Annotated in this window: 17 protein-coding genes; 1 reads left to right on the top strand and 16 read right to left on the bottom strand. The window is 40.0% G+C overall.

Annotation, left to right across the window (positions count from 1 at the left end; genetic code table 11):
* Positions 1-9: 9 nt before the first annotated feature.
* The 11 genes from BLS02_RS05085 to BLS02_RS05035 form a co-directional block, all read right to left on the bottom strand.
* Positions 10-1,866, bottom strand: a complete 1,857-nt coding sequence (locus tag BLS02_RS05085) for an AMP-dependent synthetase/ligase (protein ID WP_092491867.1) — start codon at positions 1,864-1,866, stop codon at positions 10-12.
* A 63-nt stretch (positions 1,867-1,929) separates the two neighbouring features.
* Positions 1,930-2,280 (bottom strand): SCP2 sterol-binding domain-containing protein, encoded by a 351-nt coding sequence (locus BLS02_RS05080; protein WP_254788724.1) that lies wholly within the window; start codon positions 2,278-2,280, stop codon positions 1,930-1,932.
* Positions 2,281-2,294: 14 nt separating this feature from the next.
* Positions 2,295-3,437 carry a thiolase family protein gene (locus BLS02_RS05075; protein ID WP_092491866.1) on the bottom strand — a complete coding sequence of 381 codons (1,143 nt, stop codon included), beginning with the start codon at positions 3,435-3,437 and terminating at the stop codon, positions 2,295-2,297.
* A 14-nt stretch (positions 3,438-3,451) separates the two neighbouring features.
* A complete protein-coding gene (locus BLS02_RS05070; protein ID WP_092491865.1) occupies positions 3,452-4,294 on the bottom strand; it encodes an SDR family NAD(P)-dependent oxidoreductase in 843 nt (280 codons plus the stop codon).
* A 35-nt stretch (positions 4,295-4,329) separates the two neighbouring features.
* The gene (locus tag BLS02_RS05065; RefSeq protein ID WP_092491864.1) at positions 4,330-5,118 is read right to left on the bottom strand and encodes an enoyl-CoA hydratase/isomerase family protein; all 789 of its coding nucleotides are present in this window, start codon (positions 5,116-5,118) and stop codon (positions 4,330-4,332) included.
* Between the two features lie 14 nt (positions 5,119-5,132).
* Positions 5,133-6,344 (bottom strand): acyl-CoA dehydrogenase family protein, encoded by a 1,212-nt coding sequence (locus BLS02_RS05060; protein ID WP_092491863.1) that lies wholly within the window; start codon positions 6,342-6,344, stop codon positions 5,133-5,135.
* Positions 6,341-7,483, bottom strand: coding sequence for an acyl-CoA dehydrogenase family protein (locus BLS02_RS05055; protein WP_092491862.1), 1,143 nt, complete (start codon positions 7,481-7,483; stop codon positions 6,341-6,343). Before BLS02_RS05055 ends, BLS02_RS05060 begins: the two co-directional genes overlap by 4 nt.
* A 44-nt stretch (positions 7,484-7,527) precedes the next feature.
* The gene (locus BLS02_RS05050; protein WP_092491861.1) at positions 7,528-7,872 is read right to left on the bottom strand and encodes an SCP2 sterol-binding domain-containing protein; all 345 of its coding nucleotides are present in this window, start codon (positions 7,870-7,872) and stop codon (positions 7,528-7,530) included.
* A 228-nt stretch (positions 7,873-8,100) separates the two neighbouring features.
* Positions 8,101-8,889: an MBL fold metallo-hydrolase gene (locus BLS02_RS05045; RefSeq protein ID WP_175559436.1), complete on the bottom strand. Its 789-nt coding sequence runs from the start codon at positions 8,887-8,889 to the stop codon at positions 8,101-8,103.
* Between the two features lie 341 nt (positions 8,890-9,230).
* Positions 9,231-10,703, bottom strand: a complete 1,473-nt coding sequence (locus BLS02_RS05040) for a Na+/H+ antiporter NhaC family protein (RefSeq protein ID WP_092491859.1) — start codon at positions 10,701-10,703, stop codon at positions 9,231-9,233.
* Positions 10,704-11,445: 742 nt separating this feature from the next.
* Complete coding sequence (locus BLS02_RS05035) at positions 11,446-13,605, bottom strand: DNA topoisomerase III (protein WP_092491858.1); 2,160 nt, start codon at positions 13,603-13,605, stop codon at positions 11,446-11,448.
* Positions 13,606-13,738: 133 nt separating this feature from the next.
* Here BLS02_RS05035 and ytaF point away from each other — a divergent pair, with 133 nt between their 5' ends.
* A complete protein-coding gene (gene ytaF, locus BLS02_RS05030; RefSeq protein WP_092491857.1) occupies positions 13,739-14,359 on the top strand; it encodes a sporulation membrane protein YtaF in 621 nt (206 codons plus the stop codon).
* A 1-nt stretch (position 14,360) separates the two neighbouring features.
* On the opposite strand, the gene BLS02_RS05025 is transcribed toward ytaF, so the two are convergent.
* The 5 genes from BLS02_RS05025 to nhaC form a co-directional block, all read right to left on the bottom strand.
* A complete protein-coding gene (locus BLS02_RS05025) occupies positions 14,361-15,152 on the bottom strand; it encodes an SDR family oxidoreductase (RefSeq protein ID WP_092491856.1) in 792 nt (263 codons plus the stop codon).
* A gap of 142 nt (positions 15,153-15,294) precedes the next feature.
* Entirely contained in the window at positions 15,295-15,672 is a 378-nt protein-coding gene (locus tag BLS02_RS05020; RefSeq protein ID WP_092491855.1) for a 5-carboxymethyl-2-hydroxymuconate Delta-isomerase, read from the bottom strand.
* Positions 15,673-15,689: 17 nt separating this feature from the next.
* On the bottom strand, positions 15,690-16,445 hold the full coding sequence (locus BLS02_RS05015; protein WP_092492235.1) for a fumarylacetoacetate hydrolase family protein: 756 nt from the start codon (positions 16,443-16,445) through the stop codon (positions 15,690-15,692).
* On the bottom strand, positions 16,445-17,137 hold the full coding sequence (locus BLS02_RS05010; protein ID WP_092491854.1) for a fumarylacetoacetate hydrolase family protein: 693 nt from the start codon (positions 17,135-17,137) through the stop codon (positions 16,445-16,447). Before BLS02_RS05010 ends, BLS02_RS05015 begins: the two co-directional genes overlap by 1 nt.
* 14 nt (positions 17,138-17,151) lie before the next feature.
* Positions 17,152-18,582, bottom strand: a complete 1,431-nt coding sequence (nhaC, locus tag BLS02_RS05005; RefSeq protein WP_092491853.1) for a Na+/H+ antiporter NhaC — start codon at positions 18,580-18,582, stop codon at positions 17,152-17,154.
* Positions 18,583-18,727: the final 145 nt, after the last annotated feature.

The raw sequence follows: 18,727 nt of genomic DNA, 5'->3' as shown, positions 1-18,727 counted from the left end.
TTTCTAATCTTATGCATTTCCTGCTGTTGCACCAGTTTCCATTTGTGAATTTGTCGGACGATCCTCTGCATATAATTCTTCAATTATATTCTTATACTTATTTTCTATAACATTGACTCGCATAGATAACTTGGGGGTCAATTCACCGGTTTCGACTGTCCACTGCTCACCAATAATAACTACCTTTTTAGGTTTTTCATATTCAGCAAGGTCTTTTGTATGTTCTTTTACTTTGTCTTCAATTAGGTCCTTGACAATCTTATGACGGCAAATTTCATCTAGTGACTCTGAACGGATACCGTTCTGTCTCGCCCATGGTACTAAATTTTCAAAATCTGGATTAACCAGACAGATAATGTACTTCCGCTGATCACCAATTACAAGGGATTGCTCAACAAAACTGTTTTCATTAATAGCATTTTCAATCAATTGTGGTGCAACATTTTTTCCAGTAGATAAGACAAGAATTCGCTTTTTCCGATCGATTATTTTTAAGTAGTTATCTTCATCAAGTTCCCCGATATCCCCCGTGTATAGCCAATCACCTTCAAACGCGTTTGCTGTTGCTTCTTCATTATTATAATACCCTTTCATCACACTTGGTCCTCTAACTAGCACTTCACCATCAGCTGCTATACGGACATCCAAATTTGGCATTACTTTTCCAACTGTCCCCACTTTAGCACGTACCATCGGATTTGTGGTAATAACCGGAGAAGTTTCAGTAAGCCCATATCCTTCTAATATCGGTAAATCAATTGCCCAGAAAAAGCGTGCAACATCAGGATTCAGCGTTCCGCCACCAGAAACCATGCCACGAATCCTGCCACCAAGCTCTTTCTTTACCTTTTGATAAACAAGTCGTTCAGCAATTTTCCATTTCCGCATAAAATCGCTCGGCATAACCTCTCCCAGAATTAATTCATTTACAGTAGCGTTCAGGTATCTTTCATAACGCTCTATACCAATATTAATCGCCCAATTGAAAACCTTTTGTTTAATTGGAGTCCCATTATCAATTTCACCAAGCACTTTTGCATACACTTTCTCAAACAATCTCGGGACGCTCGTCAAAACCGTTGGGCTAATTTCCTTTAAATTCTCCTGAATTGTTTCAATACTCTCAGCATAAGCAATCGTTGTACCGACTGATAAAGGCATATAATAACCTGCCATACGTTCGAACACATGTGATAACGGTAAATAGGACAGCGTAAGATCCTCTGGCAGCAATTCAATCAGCCAAAATTGAACTGCCTCCATATTTGACAGAAAATTACCATGAGATAGCATTACACCATTTGGTTTACCAGTCGTTCCAGAAGTATGGATAATCGTTGTCAGCTGATCACGATTTATCTTTTGCCATCTTTCTTCCCAGTCTGGGATTTTATTTTCTTCTCCTATTTTTTCTAATTTAAAAAATGATAAATTTGTTTCTGTTGAGGAGAAGCTCTCACCAGGATACATCGTAATTATGCTTTCCACATTAGCATCCCCAGCTAAAACTTTATCTCGTTGTTCTTCATTTTCAACAACGACTGTTCTAACATCGGCATTCTTTAAAATATATGCAACCTGTTCAGACGGCAAAGTTGGATAAACAGGTACACTTACCGCCTTTAAACTTGCTGCTGCGAAGTCTGTAATCCCCCACATTGGATTACTATTAGATAAGATAGCAACTTTGTCATTTTCTCCTATGCCAAGATGTTTCAGTCCTGATGCAGCATCATAAATGCGGTCCCAAAACTTCTGATATGTGATATGCTGATATGTCCCGCTTTCCTTCCATATCAACGCATCTTTTTCTGGAGACCTTTCAACTGTTCTATGAAGCATTTCCAGTAAATTATTCGGTTTCATGAGAACCCTCCCCATTTCATCTCCAATTCACATGATCTCGCTAAACTTTCAAAAACACCTATTTTAAAATGAAAATGAATTAAGCACTGTTTGCAGTTTTAAAGCAAGCCCCATATTTCCATTAATTTTCAACTTTCCACTCATAAATGCTGCAGTTGGATTCAGGGTCCCGGCAACCATCTCTCTGAAATCATCACTATCAATCGTCAATGTAACTTGTGCCTCATATTCTTCGCCTTGAGCAATACGTGAACCAGCTTCATCAATTATCATTTGGTATGTTCCGCCATCATCCCCCTGCAAATTGAATTGATATATCCCCTCCTTCCCTTGCGTGGCCGATAGATTATATTTTAATGCTGCATCAATCATTTCGAACACTTCCATTGAGCTAGGCTTTACTAACTCCGGCATATAAAGTCCTCCTTTTATAACCGTTCTATTATTGTCGCAGTTGCCATTCCGAATCCGATACACATAACTTGAAGACCATATTTACCATTATTGTCTTCTAATCTATGAAGTAATGTTGTCGCAAGCTTAGCACCACTTGCACCTAGAGGATGACCTAGGGCAATTGCACCACCACGGGCATTCACTTTGTTCATATCTGGATTCAATTCCCTTTCCCACGCCTTTACAACGGATGCAAATGCTTCGTTTATTTCAATAGCATCTATATCCTCCAGTTTTAACCCAGCCTTTTTTAACACCTTTCGTGTTGCCGGAATAACACCTGTCAGCATAATGACAGGATCTTCGCCGACAACTGCACGAGCAATGATTCGCGCTCTTGGCTTTACCCCTAATTGCATAGCTTTCTCCCTGGACATAAGCAGCAGACCTGCTGCACCATCACTCACTTGGCTTGAGTTTCCAGCAGTAACAACACCACCATCAGGTTGAAATGAAGGAGTCAAACCAGCTAATTTATCTATAGAAGTGGTCCGTCGTATCCCTTCATCCTGGTTAAAGAGCTCTTCCCCATTTTCTTTTTTAACATTAATAGGTAAGATTTCCCGTTCGAAATCACCGTTATCTGCAGATTCTGCAGCCCGTCGGTGACTTTCTAATGAAAGCTCATCCAACTCCTCACGGGAGAGTGCCCATTTTTCTGCAATCATTTCAGCCGAAAATCCCTGTGGGACAATGTTAAAACGATCAACTAGGTCACTGCTGAAACTCCCCATATCACTTCCCATCGAGACGCGCGACATATTTTCAACACCACATGCAATCGTAATATCTGCATCCCCTGCCAATATTGTTTGTGCAGCATTGTGAATGGCTTGCTGGCTCGATCCGCACATCCGATTTAGTGAATAAGCGGGAACTTCGACAGGGAATCCGGCAGCAAGTACTGCCATACGTCCAATATTCCCGCCTTGTTCACTTGTCATAGTGACACATCCTGTTACAACATCGTCTACCTCGTTGGCATCTACTCCACTTCGATTTACAAGCTCTTTAAGAATCGGTGCGAGTATATCGACCGGATGTGTTTGTGTTAACATACCTTTTTTACGACCTGCAGCTGTTCGGACTGCATCAACTATAACTGCCTCTGTCATAATAATCCCCCTAATCAATATGTGAATAGTTCAATGCCGCCAGACACGTTCATTCCGATTCCAGTAATATAATTTGCTTTATCTGATACCAAAAAAGTGATGGCATTGGCGATATCTTCTGGCTGGCCAGCACGTTTTAATGCAGTCCTGTCAATCATTCGATCATTCATTTTTGCATTTCCCATATTAAATGCCTCTGTCCCGATAATCCCAGGCACAATCGCATTCACGTTAATACCGTATTTCGCTCCTTCCAATGCCATGCTTTTTGTTAAACTTAAAAGACCACCCTTTGTGGCAGAATAGCTTGCCTGACCAAAACCACCAAGTGTTCCAGCGACAGAAGACATATTAATAATTCGGCCAAATTGCTGTTCTTTCATATATGGCCACACCGCTTTTGTACAATTGTAGGAGCCTGTCAGATTAACAGTTAGATCACGATCCCATAAATCATCATTTTGATTTTCAATTTGTGACACGTGGTCTAACGTACCAGCATTATTCACAAGAATGTCGATCCTGCCAAACTCTTCTTTTACTTTAGCGAATACTTCTTTAATTTGATCACGATCTGTTACATCCATTTTCACAGCAAACGATCGCCTTCCCATTGCCTGGATTTCCTCTGCAGTTTGATCAGCGTACATTACCTTTGTGCTTTGCATGACCTGTGCAATTGGACCAAATCGTTCCGCTTCTTGTTCACTAGTTTCATCTGATTCGATTAAAATGTCTGTAATAACAACATCTGCTCCAGCTTCAGCCAAGGCAAGTGCATCTGCACGTCCCAAGCCACGTGACGCTCCTGTCACGACAGCTACTTTCCCTTTTAGCATTTCATTCCAGGATGACAAATATATCCCACCTTTTCTGAAATCTTACTATCTATTTAGTTAAGGAATCGCGCCTTATCTTTTTGAAAAAATGCTGCAAGCCCGATACTTGGTTCCTCTGTCAAAAACGTATCAGCAAATGCAGTTGCTTCCACTTCAAATCCTTCTTCTATCGACCCTTCTGCTGCATTAATCGCATGTTTGGCAAGTCCCATTCCATGCACAGCACCTTCTGCCAGCTTTTCAGCAAACGCAGTTGTATCCGCTTCCAATTCATCAGGTAGTGCAGCATGATTAATAAGACCTGCTTCTTCTGCTTCTCTCGCTTCTAATTGTTTTGCAGTGAGAATTAATTCCATAGCTTTTCCCCGCCCTAATAATCGCGTCATTCTCTGGGTCCCTCCTGCTCCAGGGATGAGACCAAGCGACAATTCGGTTAGCCCTATTCGGCCTTTTCCCATAAAACGAAAATCACATGCCATCGCCAACTCACAGCCACCTCCGAGCGCATGACCATTAATTGCTGCAATTACTGGTTTAGGCATTGTTGCCAAGCGATGAAAACATGCTTGCATTCGGGCGCTTTGTCTGGCAATCACATTTTCTACTTCATCGTTAGTACTATGTTGAATCATTCCTTTTAAATCTGCTCCAGCTAGGAATATTTTCTCGTGGTTGGAAGTAAGAACGACAACTCGAACCGAAGTATCTTCAGTTAGTTCATCCACTGCAGATTCAAGTTCATGCATTAATTCTTCTCCAATGGCATTAACGGGGGGATTATCAATGGTGATCCACGTGACACCCTTGTTCCGTTTATCTATTGTAATAGTTTGATAGGACACAATATCACTCCTCACTAAACTTTTATTCCATATGGAGCATATTGACGACGAGCTATCACAAGATGCTGTACTTGGTTTGTTCCTTCAAAAATATCGAACACTTTCACATCACGGTATAATTTTTCAACTAGATGGCCATCTAGCCCGTCAGGACCTAGAAGTTCCAGGCATTTTGAACACACATCAAGCGACATTTTCCCAGAATAAGCTTTACACATTGCTGCTTCTTTCGCATTGGCTAAACCCAAATCAGCTTTCCATGCAGCTTCCCATGTTAACAGCCGTGCTGCTGCAATATCCTGTTCAACTTCTGCTAGAATTTCAGATGCTAGCAGAAAATACCTGCCCTGTTTCGGATAGTCTCGTTGTACAATATCCAATGTATATTCATAGGCTGCACGCGCTATCCCGATTGCCATTGCAGCGACAATTGGTCGTGTACTGTCAAATGTTTTCATAGCTACCTGGAATCCTGTTTGTTTAGAATTACTCGTTTCGTAAACTTGTTCTCCCCCAAGTAAATTTTCTTGTGGGACAAAGCAATCTTCTAGTAAAAGTTCTGCTGTTTCATTTGCTCGCAGTCCCATTTTCTTTGCTAGTCGTGTACAGCTGAAACCTGATGTTCCTTTTTCGACCACAAATGCACGTTGGCCAGCACGTCCACGTGAAGCATCAACCGTTGCAAACACAACAACCCATGAAGCGCGTTCACCATTCGTAATAAATATTTTTTGGCCGTTTAAGATATAACCGCCTGCAACTTTCTTTGCTGTTGTTCGAATGCCTGACGCATCCGAACCTGCCTCAGGCTCTGTTAAAGCATATGCTCCCCATCTCGGTTTATCTTTTGTAAAAATAGATAAAAAGCGCTTTTTTTGCTCAGGTGTTCCACTACTTTCCACAGGAGGTCCACCTAGACCTGCTCCAGGAAGTGATAATGTAACAGCAGGATCTCCCCAGGCCATTTCCTCTGTTGCTAAAACACCCATACGGTTTCCTTCCCGTTCTTTTTTAGAGTCCTTAGCTGACGTTTTTTGGGTACTATTTTCACTGAAAGATGATGTGTTTAAGTGGATACCCATTCTGTTTACATTGTCGAGCCAATCATCAGGAACTCTTTCCATTTTTTCTGCTTTCATTGCAATTGGCCGTATTTCATTAGCCGCAAACCAATGAGTCATTTCCTTAATTTGCTTTTGCTGCTCCGATAACTCAAACGAAATCATTGCAATGCTCCTTCTTTTGTACCAGCGATAATTTGTTCACCACACTGAAAAAGTAAATCCTTTTCCCTTCCATACAAGGAAACCTGTGCTTGAGCATCCCGCATCCATTTCTCTACAGGGAATTCTTGCACAAAGCCATGCCCTCCAAGCAATTGAACTGCTGAATCCGTAATATAACGAACAGAACGATGGGCACGATATAACGCCCGAGAAGCTAATCCATCTGACTCTGAACCCTGTTCATCTGCTTTAATAGCAGCTTCCTTTACAAGGTGATTCGAAATTCTTGTTTCCATTGCCATTGAAGCGATTCGAAACGACACCCCTTGAAACTTTGCAATTACTTGACCAAATGCTTTCCGTTCCGCCGTGTACTCTGTAACATAATCAAGTGCAGCCTCCATTAAACCGACTTCTTTTGCCGCCTGTAATATTCGAATCCGTGTACGAACCTGTCTAAGTAAATCATCGGCTGTATAACCTTCTGCCACCACACAGTTATTGGGAATATATACACCATCAAAAGAAAACCGCCCAAGTCCAGAAGCAAGTAACCCTAGGCGGTAATCACCTTGTTCAACCGTCCAATGATTGTGATTATCTAACCAGAGAATAACACTTTTCCCTTGTGAATTTTTCGCTGCAACTATCATATATTCAGCAAAGGACGCCATTCGAACTGGTTGTGAAGTTCCCTGTAGGATATACCCATCAGCTTCTTCTGTAATAAATAATCGGTCCTCTCTAACTTCATCGGTATTGACAGTGTTTACAAAAGCTGCAGTTCCATGATTGATTTGCACATCTTTTGTTAAGTTCGTAACTGTACTCTCCGGAAGAATACGTATTATAGAAGCTGCATCATTAGCGCCTGGTAACCCTTGAACAACATCGAGATCCCCATAACTGAGCGCTTGAATTAATTGCACTTGTGTAATTAACGGTAATTCTAACCCTTCAAAATATTCAGGTAACTCCAGCGATAAAAAACCCAGTTCTGCTAATTCGTTAATCAGGTTTTTATCAACATGACGGTTTTGTTCGCATTCGCGTGCAATCGGACGAATTTTATCTTTTGCAATATTTTTGGCCACTTCGATAAAAGATGTTTCCTCTTCTGTCGGGCGAAACGAAATCACATAGGCTCCTCCTTTTTTTGCTTTAACATATCAGGAGTGAACATTTATTTTGCTGCCTGATTATATGACGCGAGAATATCCTGCAATTTTAACGCGAGTCCCATATTTCCTTTGATTTTCAATCGTCCTGTCATAAATGCTTGTGTGCCATTTAACTTTCCATCAACCATTTTCTTAAAATCATCCGTGAACATATTCATTGTACAATCAGCATCCTCTATCTCACCTTCTGCGGCGTAACAATTATCATCATTAAATACGATATGGTATGTGCCTGATTCATCTCCGTTTAAATTAAACTGATAAATTGCTTTCATCCCTTTTGCACGTCTTGGATCATCTTTTATTGCCGAATCAATCTCCTTAAAAATCTCTTGTAATTCTGCCATTTAGCATCCTCCTTAAAGAATAAATAGTATGTAAAAAGCGTAGACCTAAATGAAAATAAAATATATTCCTTATTATGTCGGGTTCTTAATTTTCGTTTTAAAGAGATACTACCTTTGTACGGACTGCAAACAGATAAAATAATAAGACTGTTTTTTTAGCGAATAAGCCTTATTTCACTTATACAGTTTTCTTAACTGCTAAAAAAGAGCAAATTGTAAGAATACAATTCACTCTTGATAACAGGATCGTATGAAATTAAGACGGGTGAACGAACCAAAAGACATTAACTCCAATTTAACTTTTTCTGGAAACATAAATTTGATAATTTCCTTATCGGTATATCCCTTTTGGTGTAACTGAATTACTTTATATCTAGTGGATTGTAAATAATCGAGTTTCCGCTCCATCATTTCTTTCCCATTGGGAACCACACCCTCATGAGCACAAAGTACAGTCTTAAAATTGTATTGACCAAGCTTTTGCAGTGAATCAATATAGGAAGCAATTGACTCACCCTTTGAAAATACCTTTGGATAAGGCGTCACATAAAAATCACCAGAAAACAGCCATCCCTTATTTGGTTCCAAGAGACATACATGATCTGAAGAATGACCAGGAGTTTCTATTGGAAGGAACTCAAACTTAGATGTCTGGATAGTGTCAGGGTATGGGATTACCTTACTATCATAACGGTGACTAGAGAGTAACCCTCGGTACCAAGGTATTTTCACTTGTTTATTTAAGGTAGGAACTGCTTTTGTATGACTATAAATATTCACAGAAAAATTATTAGCAACCCATTGTAGCATCCCAATATGGTCCTCATGACAATGTGTTATAGCAACCTGCCGAATATCCCATGACCTAAACGCTCGAATGAGATTTCTCCGCTGCACACTTGGACCAGTGTCAACAAGTACACCATCAACAAAATATAAATATACTTTCATCATTCGATAGAATGGATGAACTGCAATTTTTTGAATGTTTATCTCCTCATAGTTTATCTTTTTCATAGTTCTCTCCTTATTCCCTTCATTCTCCATTAAACATAAATCCAAGTGAAATTTCTATCCCGTGAAATGAAGGGTTCAAGTCATCTATTGAAGCTGTGTGATTTCATTCCATCTATAATATGATTAGAGCTAATCCAAGCGCAGAAAAATACTAGAGTGCCATGACACCGCTCCGATATATACTCAGCTATCGCTTTCGTAGTATCATCTTAGCCGCGGGAGCCTCCATGTATTTCGGGAGCCGGATTTAGTTCGTGGTTAAGAAAGTATAACTATTTTCTTAACTGCTTAAAAAAGAATGAAGGACGGTTAAGTCCTTCATTCCAATAGTTATTATGAAATTAATCACGAGGTCTTTCTTTTAGTTCTTCCCCATTTTTCCCTTGGAAACGAAGTCCCCAGCCGGTTAGTGCTGCAATAAGCATCACGATTACCAGGAACCAGCCTTGGAAAACAAACGGAAACACAGCAGTCGGCTCAACGATAGGTAGCCAATCATACTGACCTTGCATTGTTTTAATAGTAGACCAGCCCAATAACACTGGCGCACCCCAAGGAAAGATATATCCTAATGCAGATGTTACAGCATCAAGCATATTAGCCATGCGGTAACGGTGAATTTGATATTTTGTTCCTAATTCTTTAACAAATGGTGCAGCTGCAATCTCTGCTGCAGTATTAATTGTAATAGCACTATTTAGTAATGCAACGATACCCCAAATAGCAAACTCGGCTTTGCGAACTGAATTTTTAATCCACTTAATTAAGCCTTTCGTTATTGCATCCATTGTACCACCTAATTTTAACAAGTGAGCTGCGGCTACAATTAACAGGATAAGAATCGCCATATTAAAATAGCCAGTCAACCCGCTTACCAGTGCACCCTCAACAATGGTATCTGAATCAGGATTAAAACTTATTATATCACCAAAAGTTCCTAATCCTGATAGAACAATAAGTGGAATAGAAGAAATAATTCCCCATGTTAGTGATGTTAATAGATGATGTCCTGACAAAGCTAATATAAGTACGAGCGCAAACGGAGCGAGCATGATAAGTCCACCAGGGGTTGTCGATTCAATCATAGCGTCAAGTGCACCCTGATCAGCCTGTGTTTGACCACCACCGCCAAAGATTGCGAACAAAATAACTGCTGGCACTGCCGCCACAACCGCATATTTAAAACGACTGCGCACAACTCCAGGTACATCAGCATCCTGTGTTGTCGCTGATACGATTGTTGTATCAGAAACTGGTGCAAGGTTATCACCAAATACTGCCCCAGCCAAAATTGCCGCAAACATGAATACAGGATCTGCTCCAACCGCAACACCAGCTGGATACATCAATGTACAAAATGCAACTGTTGTTCCATAACCTGTACCAACAGCAGTTGAAAATGTTGCTGCCAATAAGAAGGTTAAAGCAACGAATAAACCACCAGTAAGTCCGGTTATAGCTCCAATCCATACAAGTCCTTCTACTAGTCCACCAGCCTGTAACACCTGTGCGAACATACCTGCATAAAACCATGCTACCATTGCAATAACACCAACTGGCTGTGCTAGCCCATCAAATAAACCCTGTGCATAATCTTCCCACTTACTTCTACAAAAAAGTAAACCAAGAGTCAGACCAATAACCGCACCCATAACCAGCCCAACTTCGGACGAAAGCTGAAGTACACTGATCGAAATAGCCCAAACTACAAAGAACAATAAAGGTATGGCTGCCCCGACTGCCCCGAGTCTAAAGTCCAGTTTTTGAATCGTTTTGTCTCCAGTTGCTTTTTCCAATTCTTCGTTATCTGACATGTTTCTTCCCCCAAACAAAGTTATTTATAAATGCTTTTAGAAAGGCTATAGAAATATAACTTCTAAGCTTGCATACAAGTCTACCATAAGTTTTGAAATGTATGAATAGATAAAAAGATATAATCCCACTCAAATTTTTCATACGAGGGGGCTTATTCCTATAATCGTACGTCATTCGGAAAAAGTGTCATTATCTTTAAAAATTAATTTCAAAAATAATGCCACCAAATCCAGTAGAGAAACGATTAGTAATATAAGAGACAGGGAAATAACTAAGACTTCCCACATTAAAGAAGTATAATAACAGGATAGGATGTTTAGAGCGTTCATTTTCAATGGTTGATCTAATACGAAGATGATATAAAATGCGATACAGTGAAAACTTTTTTATGCACCACTCCGGTACCAATGCAACATCAGCTCAAGCTTACACTTTCGCAATCTTACTAGCCATGGGCTCACTCATCAAGGTTATGAGAACCGGAACGCATTCCAAATAGCGTGCAACGGTCACTCATCGAGGTTATGAGACCTGATTGAGTTCGCAGTTTATATCTCAACAGCACCATTAGAAAACTAGACATTCACCAAGCCTTTTTGGCACTTATGCAGTAAGAAAGTAGTTATAGTTTCTTAACTGCAAAATAAATCCGAACTAACTCAAATTTATTTCAAGAATTTTGAATCATAGTTCGGATTTTACTTTGACAAAACACTTTTGGCCCAGCCTCTTTTAGAAAACTTATTCTTTTAACTTAGACAACGCATCAGCCAGTGCATTATTTTTAAAACCATCGTCGTCCTGCTTTTTCAAGTATTTATTCACATCTTTTTTGGAGACTTTATGCTTCTTCTCTTTTTCTTTACGCTTATTGAAAGCTGATAATTTTTCCCGGTGACCACATTTACAGATGAACATTTTCCCTTCACCTTCACCACGAAGCTCTAAACGCTTATGACAATTTGGACATCTGGCATTGGTATGCTTAGCAATATTCTTTTTGTGTCCGCATGAGCGATCTTGGCAGACAAGCATGCGTCCATTCTTATTCTTAATTTCCAGCATTAATTTCCCGCAGTCAGGACATTTCGTCCCTGTCATATTATCGTGCTTGAACGTTTCATCACTGTTTTTAATTTGTTGTACAACTTCTCTGGCATAGCTCTTCATTTCTTTGATGAAACGGTCTTTATCAAGCTTTCCTTCAGCAATTTGTCCGAGTTTATTCTCCCATTCCGCTGTAAGAGCTGGTGATTGCAGGTCTTCAGGGACAAGATCAAGCAGCTGTCGACCTTTTGATGTTATAAAAATGTATTTTCCACGCATTTCCATCAACTGATTATTAAATAGCTTTTCAATAATATCAGCCCTTGTCGCAACGGTTCCAAGGCCGCCAACTTCGCTAATTGTCTTTGCTAAGTGCTTCTCATCAGAGCTCATATAACGGACGGGATTTTCCATTGCTTGCAGTAATCCGCCTTCTGTGAATCGTTCGGGCGGTTTTGTCTCACCACTCGTCTGCGTCATTTTTACATTGGAAAACGCTTCTCCTTGTTGGATAGCTGGTAACTGCTGTTCTGAAGTGTTATTTTCCTGATAAATTTCTTTCCATCCTAATTTCTTAACAATGTTCCCTTTAGTTGTGAATCGTTCATTATCAATTTTTACTTCAATTGTTGTTTGCTCGTATTCATATGGATCAGCCAGCACAGCCAAAAACCGCTTTACAACAAGGTCATAAATTTTACGTTCCTTATCATTTAATTCTGCTAGGATGACCGGTTGCTCTGTCGGGATAATCGCATGGTGATCTGAAACTTTTGAATTATCGACAACTGATTTTGGCAGCTTCCATTCGCGCTTCATCACTTTATTAGCAAATTGCGCATACTCATCTACACCACAAGCCTTAACGCGCTCTTTCAATGTTGGAACAATATCAGTCGAGATAACTCTTGAATCTGTACGTGGATACGTAAGTACCTTATGCTGCTCATATAGTTTTTGCATCAGGGATAATGTTTGTTTTCCAGAATATCCGAAAATACGGTTCGCATCACGCTGCAGTTCCGTTAAATCATACAATTGCGGTGCATATTTTTTCTTATAGGATTTATCAATGTTGATTACTTTTGCAGGTTTATTTTTCAACTGATTATGTAATGAATCAGCCTTTTCCTTGGAAAAAATCCGGCTGTTATTTTTTGGATCCTGCCATGTCAGCGTAACGCCGTTTGATGTTTTTGCTTCAATTCCATAAAACTTTTGTGGCTGGAATTCTCGAATTTCTTTTTCTCTGGCAGCGATTATTGCAAGTGTCGGCGTCTGCACACGTCCGGTGGATAGCTGAGCATTGAACTTAGTTGTCAACGCACGAGTTGCATTCAAACCTACATACCAGTCCGCCTCAGAACGTGCCACTGCTGATGCATATAAGTTTTCATATTTTCCTCCAGGCTTAAGTTGCTTGAATCCATCACGAATTGCTTTATCTGTAACAGATGAGATCCATAATCGCTTCACCGGCTTTTTTACACGTGCTTTTTCGATGATCCATCTAGCAACCAATTCACCTTCACGTCCAGCATCTGTCGCAATTACAATATCCTGCACATCATTTCTGTTCATTTGTGTTTTCACCGCGTTAAATTGCTTGCCGGACTTTTTAATTACAACCAGCTTCAGCTGCGATGGCAGCATCGGTAAATCGTCTAAACGCCATGTTTTCAATTTTTCATCGTATACTTCCGGGTCAGCCAGGGTAACTAAATGCCCAAGTGCCCATGTCACAATATAATTAGATCCTTCAAGGAAGCCATTGCCTTTTTTATTGCAGTTCAGCACTCTGGCAATATCTCTACCTACAGAAGGTTTCTCAGCTAATACAAGTGTTTTGCCCATTTAAAAAATCCTTTCTTATTTAACAACTCTCTCATGTTACTTTACCATAATTAAACTAAATTTGTGGACGGTCACAACTCATTTTTAAATCCATACAATATTTTATATAAGTACAGAAAGGAAATTGATATGGATGCTCTTTTATACCGGATTAATCCTGTTAATTATAGGGGTAAGTATCGATGGGTTTGGAGTTGGAATCACTTATGGAATGCGGCACATTCGTGTTCCATTTCTTGCTTTAAGTATAATTATGTTCTGTTCTGGAATAATTGTTTTTATATCAATGACAATTGGTAACATACTTAGGTCCTTTATTACGCCTGACCTAGCTGAAATGATCGGCGGTATTATTCTGCTTTTAATTGGTTTATTTTGTTTCTATAATGTTACGCGTTCCAAAATTGATGCACCTTCTGAAATGGATTCGAATGATGAAGCTTGGAACAATTTTAAAACCGTAATGAAACAGCCCGTTCAAGCCGATTTGGACCAGTCTGGGAGTATTTCAGCAAACGAGGCACTGCTTCTCGGATTTGCGCTGGCAATTGACGCTTTTGGTGCTGGTCTTGGAGCTGCTATGCTAGGCTATTCTCCAATCATAACTGCTGTTTTAATAGCCCTTATGAGCGGGGTGTTCGTATTATGTGGAGTCCGTTTAGGAATTTTTTTAGCAACCAAAAAATGGATGCAACGGTTTGCACTGTTACCTCCATTTTTGCTGATTATGTTAGGGATATCTAATATGTTATGATTTACAACGCCTTCACCTGGCCGCCGTCAATAATAAGTGACTGTCCGGTAATATAAGTATTGGCACCAGATGCAAGAAACACAATTGCCTTTGCAAATTCATCTGGTTTGCCGTATCGCTTCATTGGTATTTGCTGAACTGCTTCTTGTTTTACCTCTTCAACAGACACCCCTTGTTCATCCGATTTTTTCTGATTTAACTCCAACACGCGATCTGTTTCAATTGTTCCTGGACCAACCGTATTTATTAAAATATTATCTTCAGCAAACTCTCTCGCAAGACTTTTAGCAAGGCCAACAATTGCAGGTCGCATCGTGTTGGACAGAATAAGATTATCCAGACTTTGCTTTATCGATGAGGAAGCAATATTTACGATATGACCAAGCCCCTGTTTTTTCATATAAGGAATGACCTCGCGGGTTGTTCGAATAAAACTTAGTAAATTCAATTCAAATGCATGGTACCAATCCTCATCTGACATGTCTGCAAATTTCCCGGCTGGTGGACCACCTGCATTGTTAACTAAAACATCTATCGTCCCATTCACAGAGACTGCATGCTTTGCCATCTGCTTGATTTCCTCGGCATTCTTCATATCACAAACAATATAACTAATATTATCATTACCAGTCTCTTGCTGGATATCTTTGACAGTACTAGAAAGAGTAGATTCGCTTCTACTACTTATTAAGACATGCGCTCCCTCTTTAGCAAATTCAGTAGCAATTGCTCTTCCCAGACCTTTGCTGGCAGCTGTTACTAGAACTGATTTTCCTTTTAGTTGAAGATCCATTCTATTTCACATCCTCTTCATTTAATTGTTTTAGAATTGCTTGGCTAATCGTTAGAGGAGTTCTTATGAGAAAGAATTATTTGCTTTCTTAACTGCCATTAAAGCCCGAAATCCACACTCTTATGGATTTCGGGCCGGTCATCTATTCAAACCGATGGTGAATATTGTTCGTTTTATATGTTTTATTAAATTCACACAGTTCCATCGATAGTGCCAAATATCGTTTCGCAAATAAATCAAAAAAATGTTCCTCAATCATTTGAAACAACCGCTCACATACAGCTTCCTTTACCTCAGTCGAACGACCTGGCCCAATCTTCATTGTAACATGAACAAATGCATCATCTTCAGAACCATCGGCAATAAAGTAATCTTTGAGTTCAATCGCCCGAGAGCGCAACCCTCCTGTGGGGAACACGCTTCCCTCTGCTATCAGCGTCTCGTTTATTTTCTTTAACAGCGTATTGATCGCTGCTTCTGTCTTTATATTGTCCGTGTATTCAACAATAATATGCGGCATCTCATGAACCACCTCCTTCATCTAGCAAAAACACTATCACCAACAATTGTATTTTTCAGAGCACCGATGCCCTCAATTTCCGTCACAACTTCATCACCTTCGTAAACGTGAACAGTACCCTTTGGCGTTCCGGTCAAAATAACATCACTTTCGTTTAGAGTCATGAAACTGCTCAGATATTCAATTAAATACGGAATATCAAACACCATATCCCTCGTTGAACCTTCTTGTTTTAATTCACCATTTACATACGTTCGCAAACCCAACTGCATCGGATACGAAATATCATCTTTGTCAACGAAATAAGGCCCAATTGGCGTCAAATCATCTCTGTTTTTCGCTGCTAGATTTGGGCGATAATAGTTTTCGAGATAATCCCTAATCACATAATCATTTGCGATGGTATATCCTGCGACATAATCATACGCATCGTCATAACTTATATTTCTGGCAGTTTCGCTTATGACGACAGCAAGCTCGCATTCATAATGCATGTGCGTCGCATCAACCGGACGACGTGATTGCCCATTATGTCCAACAAGTGCGTTAGGCCCTTTTAAAAAAACTAATGGTTCATTTGGAGCCTTAAAACTGATTTCTTTAGCATGGTCCGCATAATTTAGTCCAAGTGCAAAGATCGTTTCCGGCTGAATCGGCGGGAGCCAGACGACATCCGCTGGTTTAACTACGCGTCCATCCGTAAGTTTCAGCCTTCCATCTATTTCAACTGCGTCATGTACCGAACCGAAACAAGCAACGCGTGCATGCCTCATCATGAATCACCTCCAGTGAATGTATCCTTTTCATTTATGATGTTATTTTCCAAAACACCGACACCATCAATTTCAATCCGTACTTCATCGCCTGCCTTGGCGAGTGGCGCTTCTTCCGGGACACCGACAAGCAGCATGTCACCTTTAATCAACGTCATAAATTCGCTTACATCGGACACAAGTTGCGCCACCGATCGTACAAGGTTTTTCGTGTTATTTTCCTGAACCAATTCGCCATTCACATAAACACGGATTTGTAATTGGTCTGGATTGGCTACCCCAGTGCGCTTTACAATCCATGGAGCAACAGGACAAAATCCATCACGTACTTTATTTTTAATATTTGGCCGGTAAAAATTATAATGCGGAATACTAACATCGTTCACCGCAGTATAACCATCAACATAATCCATCGCATCTTTTACTGATACATTTGTAGCATTTTTTCCAAGAACAACCCCGAGCGCAGCGCCTACTTGAATTTCAGACTCTCCTTTAGGAATTACTACTGGCTTGCGATGACTGTTAAGCGTATTTCGCGGTTTAATATATAATACTGGTCGTTTTGGGGGCTCATTATATGGCTTCTCTTGTAACGCTTTACCTATTGCCTCAAGTTGTCCCTGAAAATTGAAAAGCACACCATAAATGGTACCCTTGAAATAGACTTGCTTTAATTTAGCAGTATACATGAATGTCCTCCTTACTAGTTGTTGATTCCGGTAACAGAAGGCACTGTTTCATTGCCAGGATCTTTTTCAATAAAAGTTAACGTTTTACCAGTAAATCCGAATATAATTGTCAAAATTGGCGATAGTAGGCAGAAGAATGCAAACGGTAAATACGCCAATGTCGACACACCGAGAACACCGGAAATGAACACACCACAAACACTCCAAGGTACAAGCGGGTTTACAACAGTTCCTGCATCTTCAGCTACTCTTGATAGATTCTTATTCGCTAGCCCTACTTTGTTATATTGTGAACTATAAGACTCGCCAGTTAGCAGAATCGATAAGTATTGTTCACCAATAAGTACGTTAATTCCAATCGCTGTAAAAGCTGATGCTGCGATAACAGATCCTACTTTTCTTAATAAATGCTCAATTGACTCCAGTAACCTCGGAACAATTCCAAGTTTAAATAATAAACCACCCATACTTAACGCGAGTAGCACTAGCCCAATGGTGAACATCATGCTGTTTAATCCGCCTCGTGTCAGCAACGAATCTATAGCTTCAATGCCCGTTTCGGAAACATATCCACCAAATAACAACCCTAGTAAATCGCTAAGCGGAGTGAATCCGTTTACATAAGATAATGCAATTGCACTAATTGAACCCGCTGCAAGCGTCAATAATGCTGGAACTTTCATAATGGAAAGAATCAACAAAACAAGCAATGGGATTAATCCGTTATACCATTTAACAAGTCCTGTATCGAACAGCCCCTGTTGGAAAGTTTCCATTTGACTAAAATTGGCAGCAGTTATCTCCGGGGAAATAAGGGCAAAAATGATAAGTGTAATTAAAAATACCGGTATCGTTGTCCATGACATGTTTCGAATATGTTCAAACAAATCAACCTTCAATGTTGATGATGCCATGTTAGTTGTATCGGATAACGGTGACATTTTATCACCGAAAAATGCACCAGACACAATAGCACCAGCCACGATTGCGAGGGAAACATCAACAGCAGAAGCAATACCGATAAAAGCAACACCCACAGTTGCAACAGTTGTTAATGAACTTCCCACAAAAATACCGACAATTCCTGTAACGATAAACACAATAGCAAAAAAGAAGTTCGGTGTTACCAGTTCAAAGCCCGCATATATCAATGTAGGGATTGTACCACCCAACATCCAAGAAGCAATTAATATTCCGATAAAGAAAAAGAGAAATACTGCTCCCATACCAGATTTAGCGCCTTCGGTAATTCCATCCTCCAAAGTGCGATATGATATCCGCTTTGACAACCCATACACCATTAAAAGCAGAAGTGCAATGACAAGCGGAATGTGCGGGGCCGCCTCAAACACAATAATTCCCATGCTAATAATCAATAACACTGCAATCGTAAGACTAATCGCTTCACTTAATGACGGTCTCAGAACTGCTTTTATTCGATACATATGAAAATCCCCTTTATTTGTGTGTTCAAAAAGTAACAAATCAGAAACAAGAAGATTGAGACACGCTGGTTTTGAAGCCCGAAACGTATGCCCTTAATACGTGAGGACTGAAAAAACCGAGTAACAAAGAGATTCACCTGTTATC

Source organism: Virgibacillus salinus (genome assembly GCF_900102415.1).
Classification (GTDB): Bacteria; Bacillota; Bacilli; order Bacillales; family Amphibacillaceae; genus Lentibacillus; species Lentibacillus subterraneus.
Note: the sequence above shows the minus strand (reverse complement) of the source record. Positions and strands in the feature narration are given on the sequence as shown.

Bases quoted from the DNA above. Each gene is read 5' to 3' on its own strand.
- BLS02_RS05040 (WP_092491859.1), bottom strand. From the start codon at position 10,703: ATGTCAGATAACGAAGAATTGGAAAAAGCAACTGGAGACAAAACGATT.
- BLS02_RS05075 (WP_092491866.1), bottom strand. From the start codon at position 3,437: ATGACAGAGGCAGTTATAGTTGATGCAGTCCGAACAGCTGCAGGTCGT.
- BLS02_RS05080 (WP_254788724.1), bottom strand. From the start codon at position 2,280: ATGCCGGAGTTAGTAAAGCCTAGCTCAATGGAAGTGTTCGAAATGATT.
- BLS02_RS05050 (WP_092491861.1), bottom strand. From the start codon at position 7,872: ATGGCAGAATTACAAGAGATTTTTAAGGAGATTGATTCGGCAATAAAA.
- BLS02_RS05025 (WP_092491856.1), bottom strand. From the start codon at position 15,152: ATGGATCTTCAACTAAAAGGAAAATCAGTTCTAGTAACAGCTGCCAGC.
- BLS02_RS05015 (WP_092492235.1), bottom strand. From the start codon at position 16,445: ATGAGGCATGCACGCGTTGCTTGTTTCGGTTCGGTACATGACGCAGTT.
- BLS02_RS05085 (WP_092491867.1), bottom strand. From the start codon at position 1,866: ATGAAACCGAATAATTTACTGGAAATGCTTCATAGAACAGTTGAAAGG.
- BLS02_RS05010 (WP_092491854.1), bottom strand. From the start codon at position 17,137: ATGTATACTGCTAAATTAAAGCAAGTCTATTTCAAGGGTACCATTTAT.
- BLS02_RS05035 (WP_092491858.1), bottom strand. From the start codon at position 13,605: ATGGGCAAAACACTTGTATTAGCTGAGAAACCTTCTGTAGGTAGAGAT.
- ytaF (WP_092491857.1), top strand. From the start codon at position 13,739: ATGCTCTTTTATACCGGATTAATCCTGTTAATTATAGGGGTAAGTATC.
- BLS02_RS05060 (WP_092491863.1), bottom strand. From the start codon at position 6,344: ATGATTTCGTTTGAGTTATCGGAGCAGCAAAAGCAAATTAAGGAAATG.
- BLS02_RS05045 (WP_175559436.1), bottom strand. From the start codon at position 8,889: ATGAAAAAGATAAACTATGAGGAGATAAACATTCAAAAAATTGCAGTT.
- BLS02_RS05020 (WP_092491855.1), bottom strand. From the start codon at position 15,672: ATGCCGCATATTATTGTTGAATACACGGACAATATAAAGACAGAAGCA.
- nhaC (WP_092491853.1), bottom strand. From the start codon at position 18,582: ATGTATCGAATAAAAGCAGTTCTGAGACCGTCATTAAGTGAAGCGATT.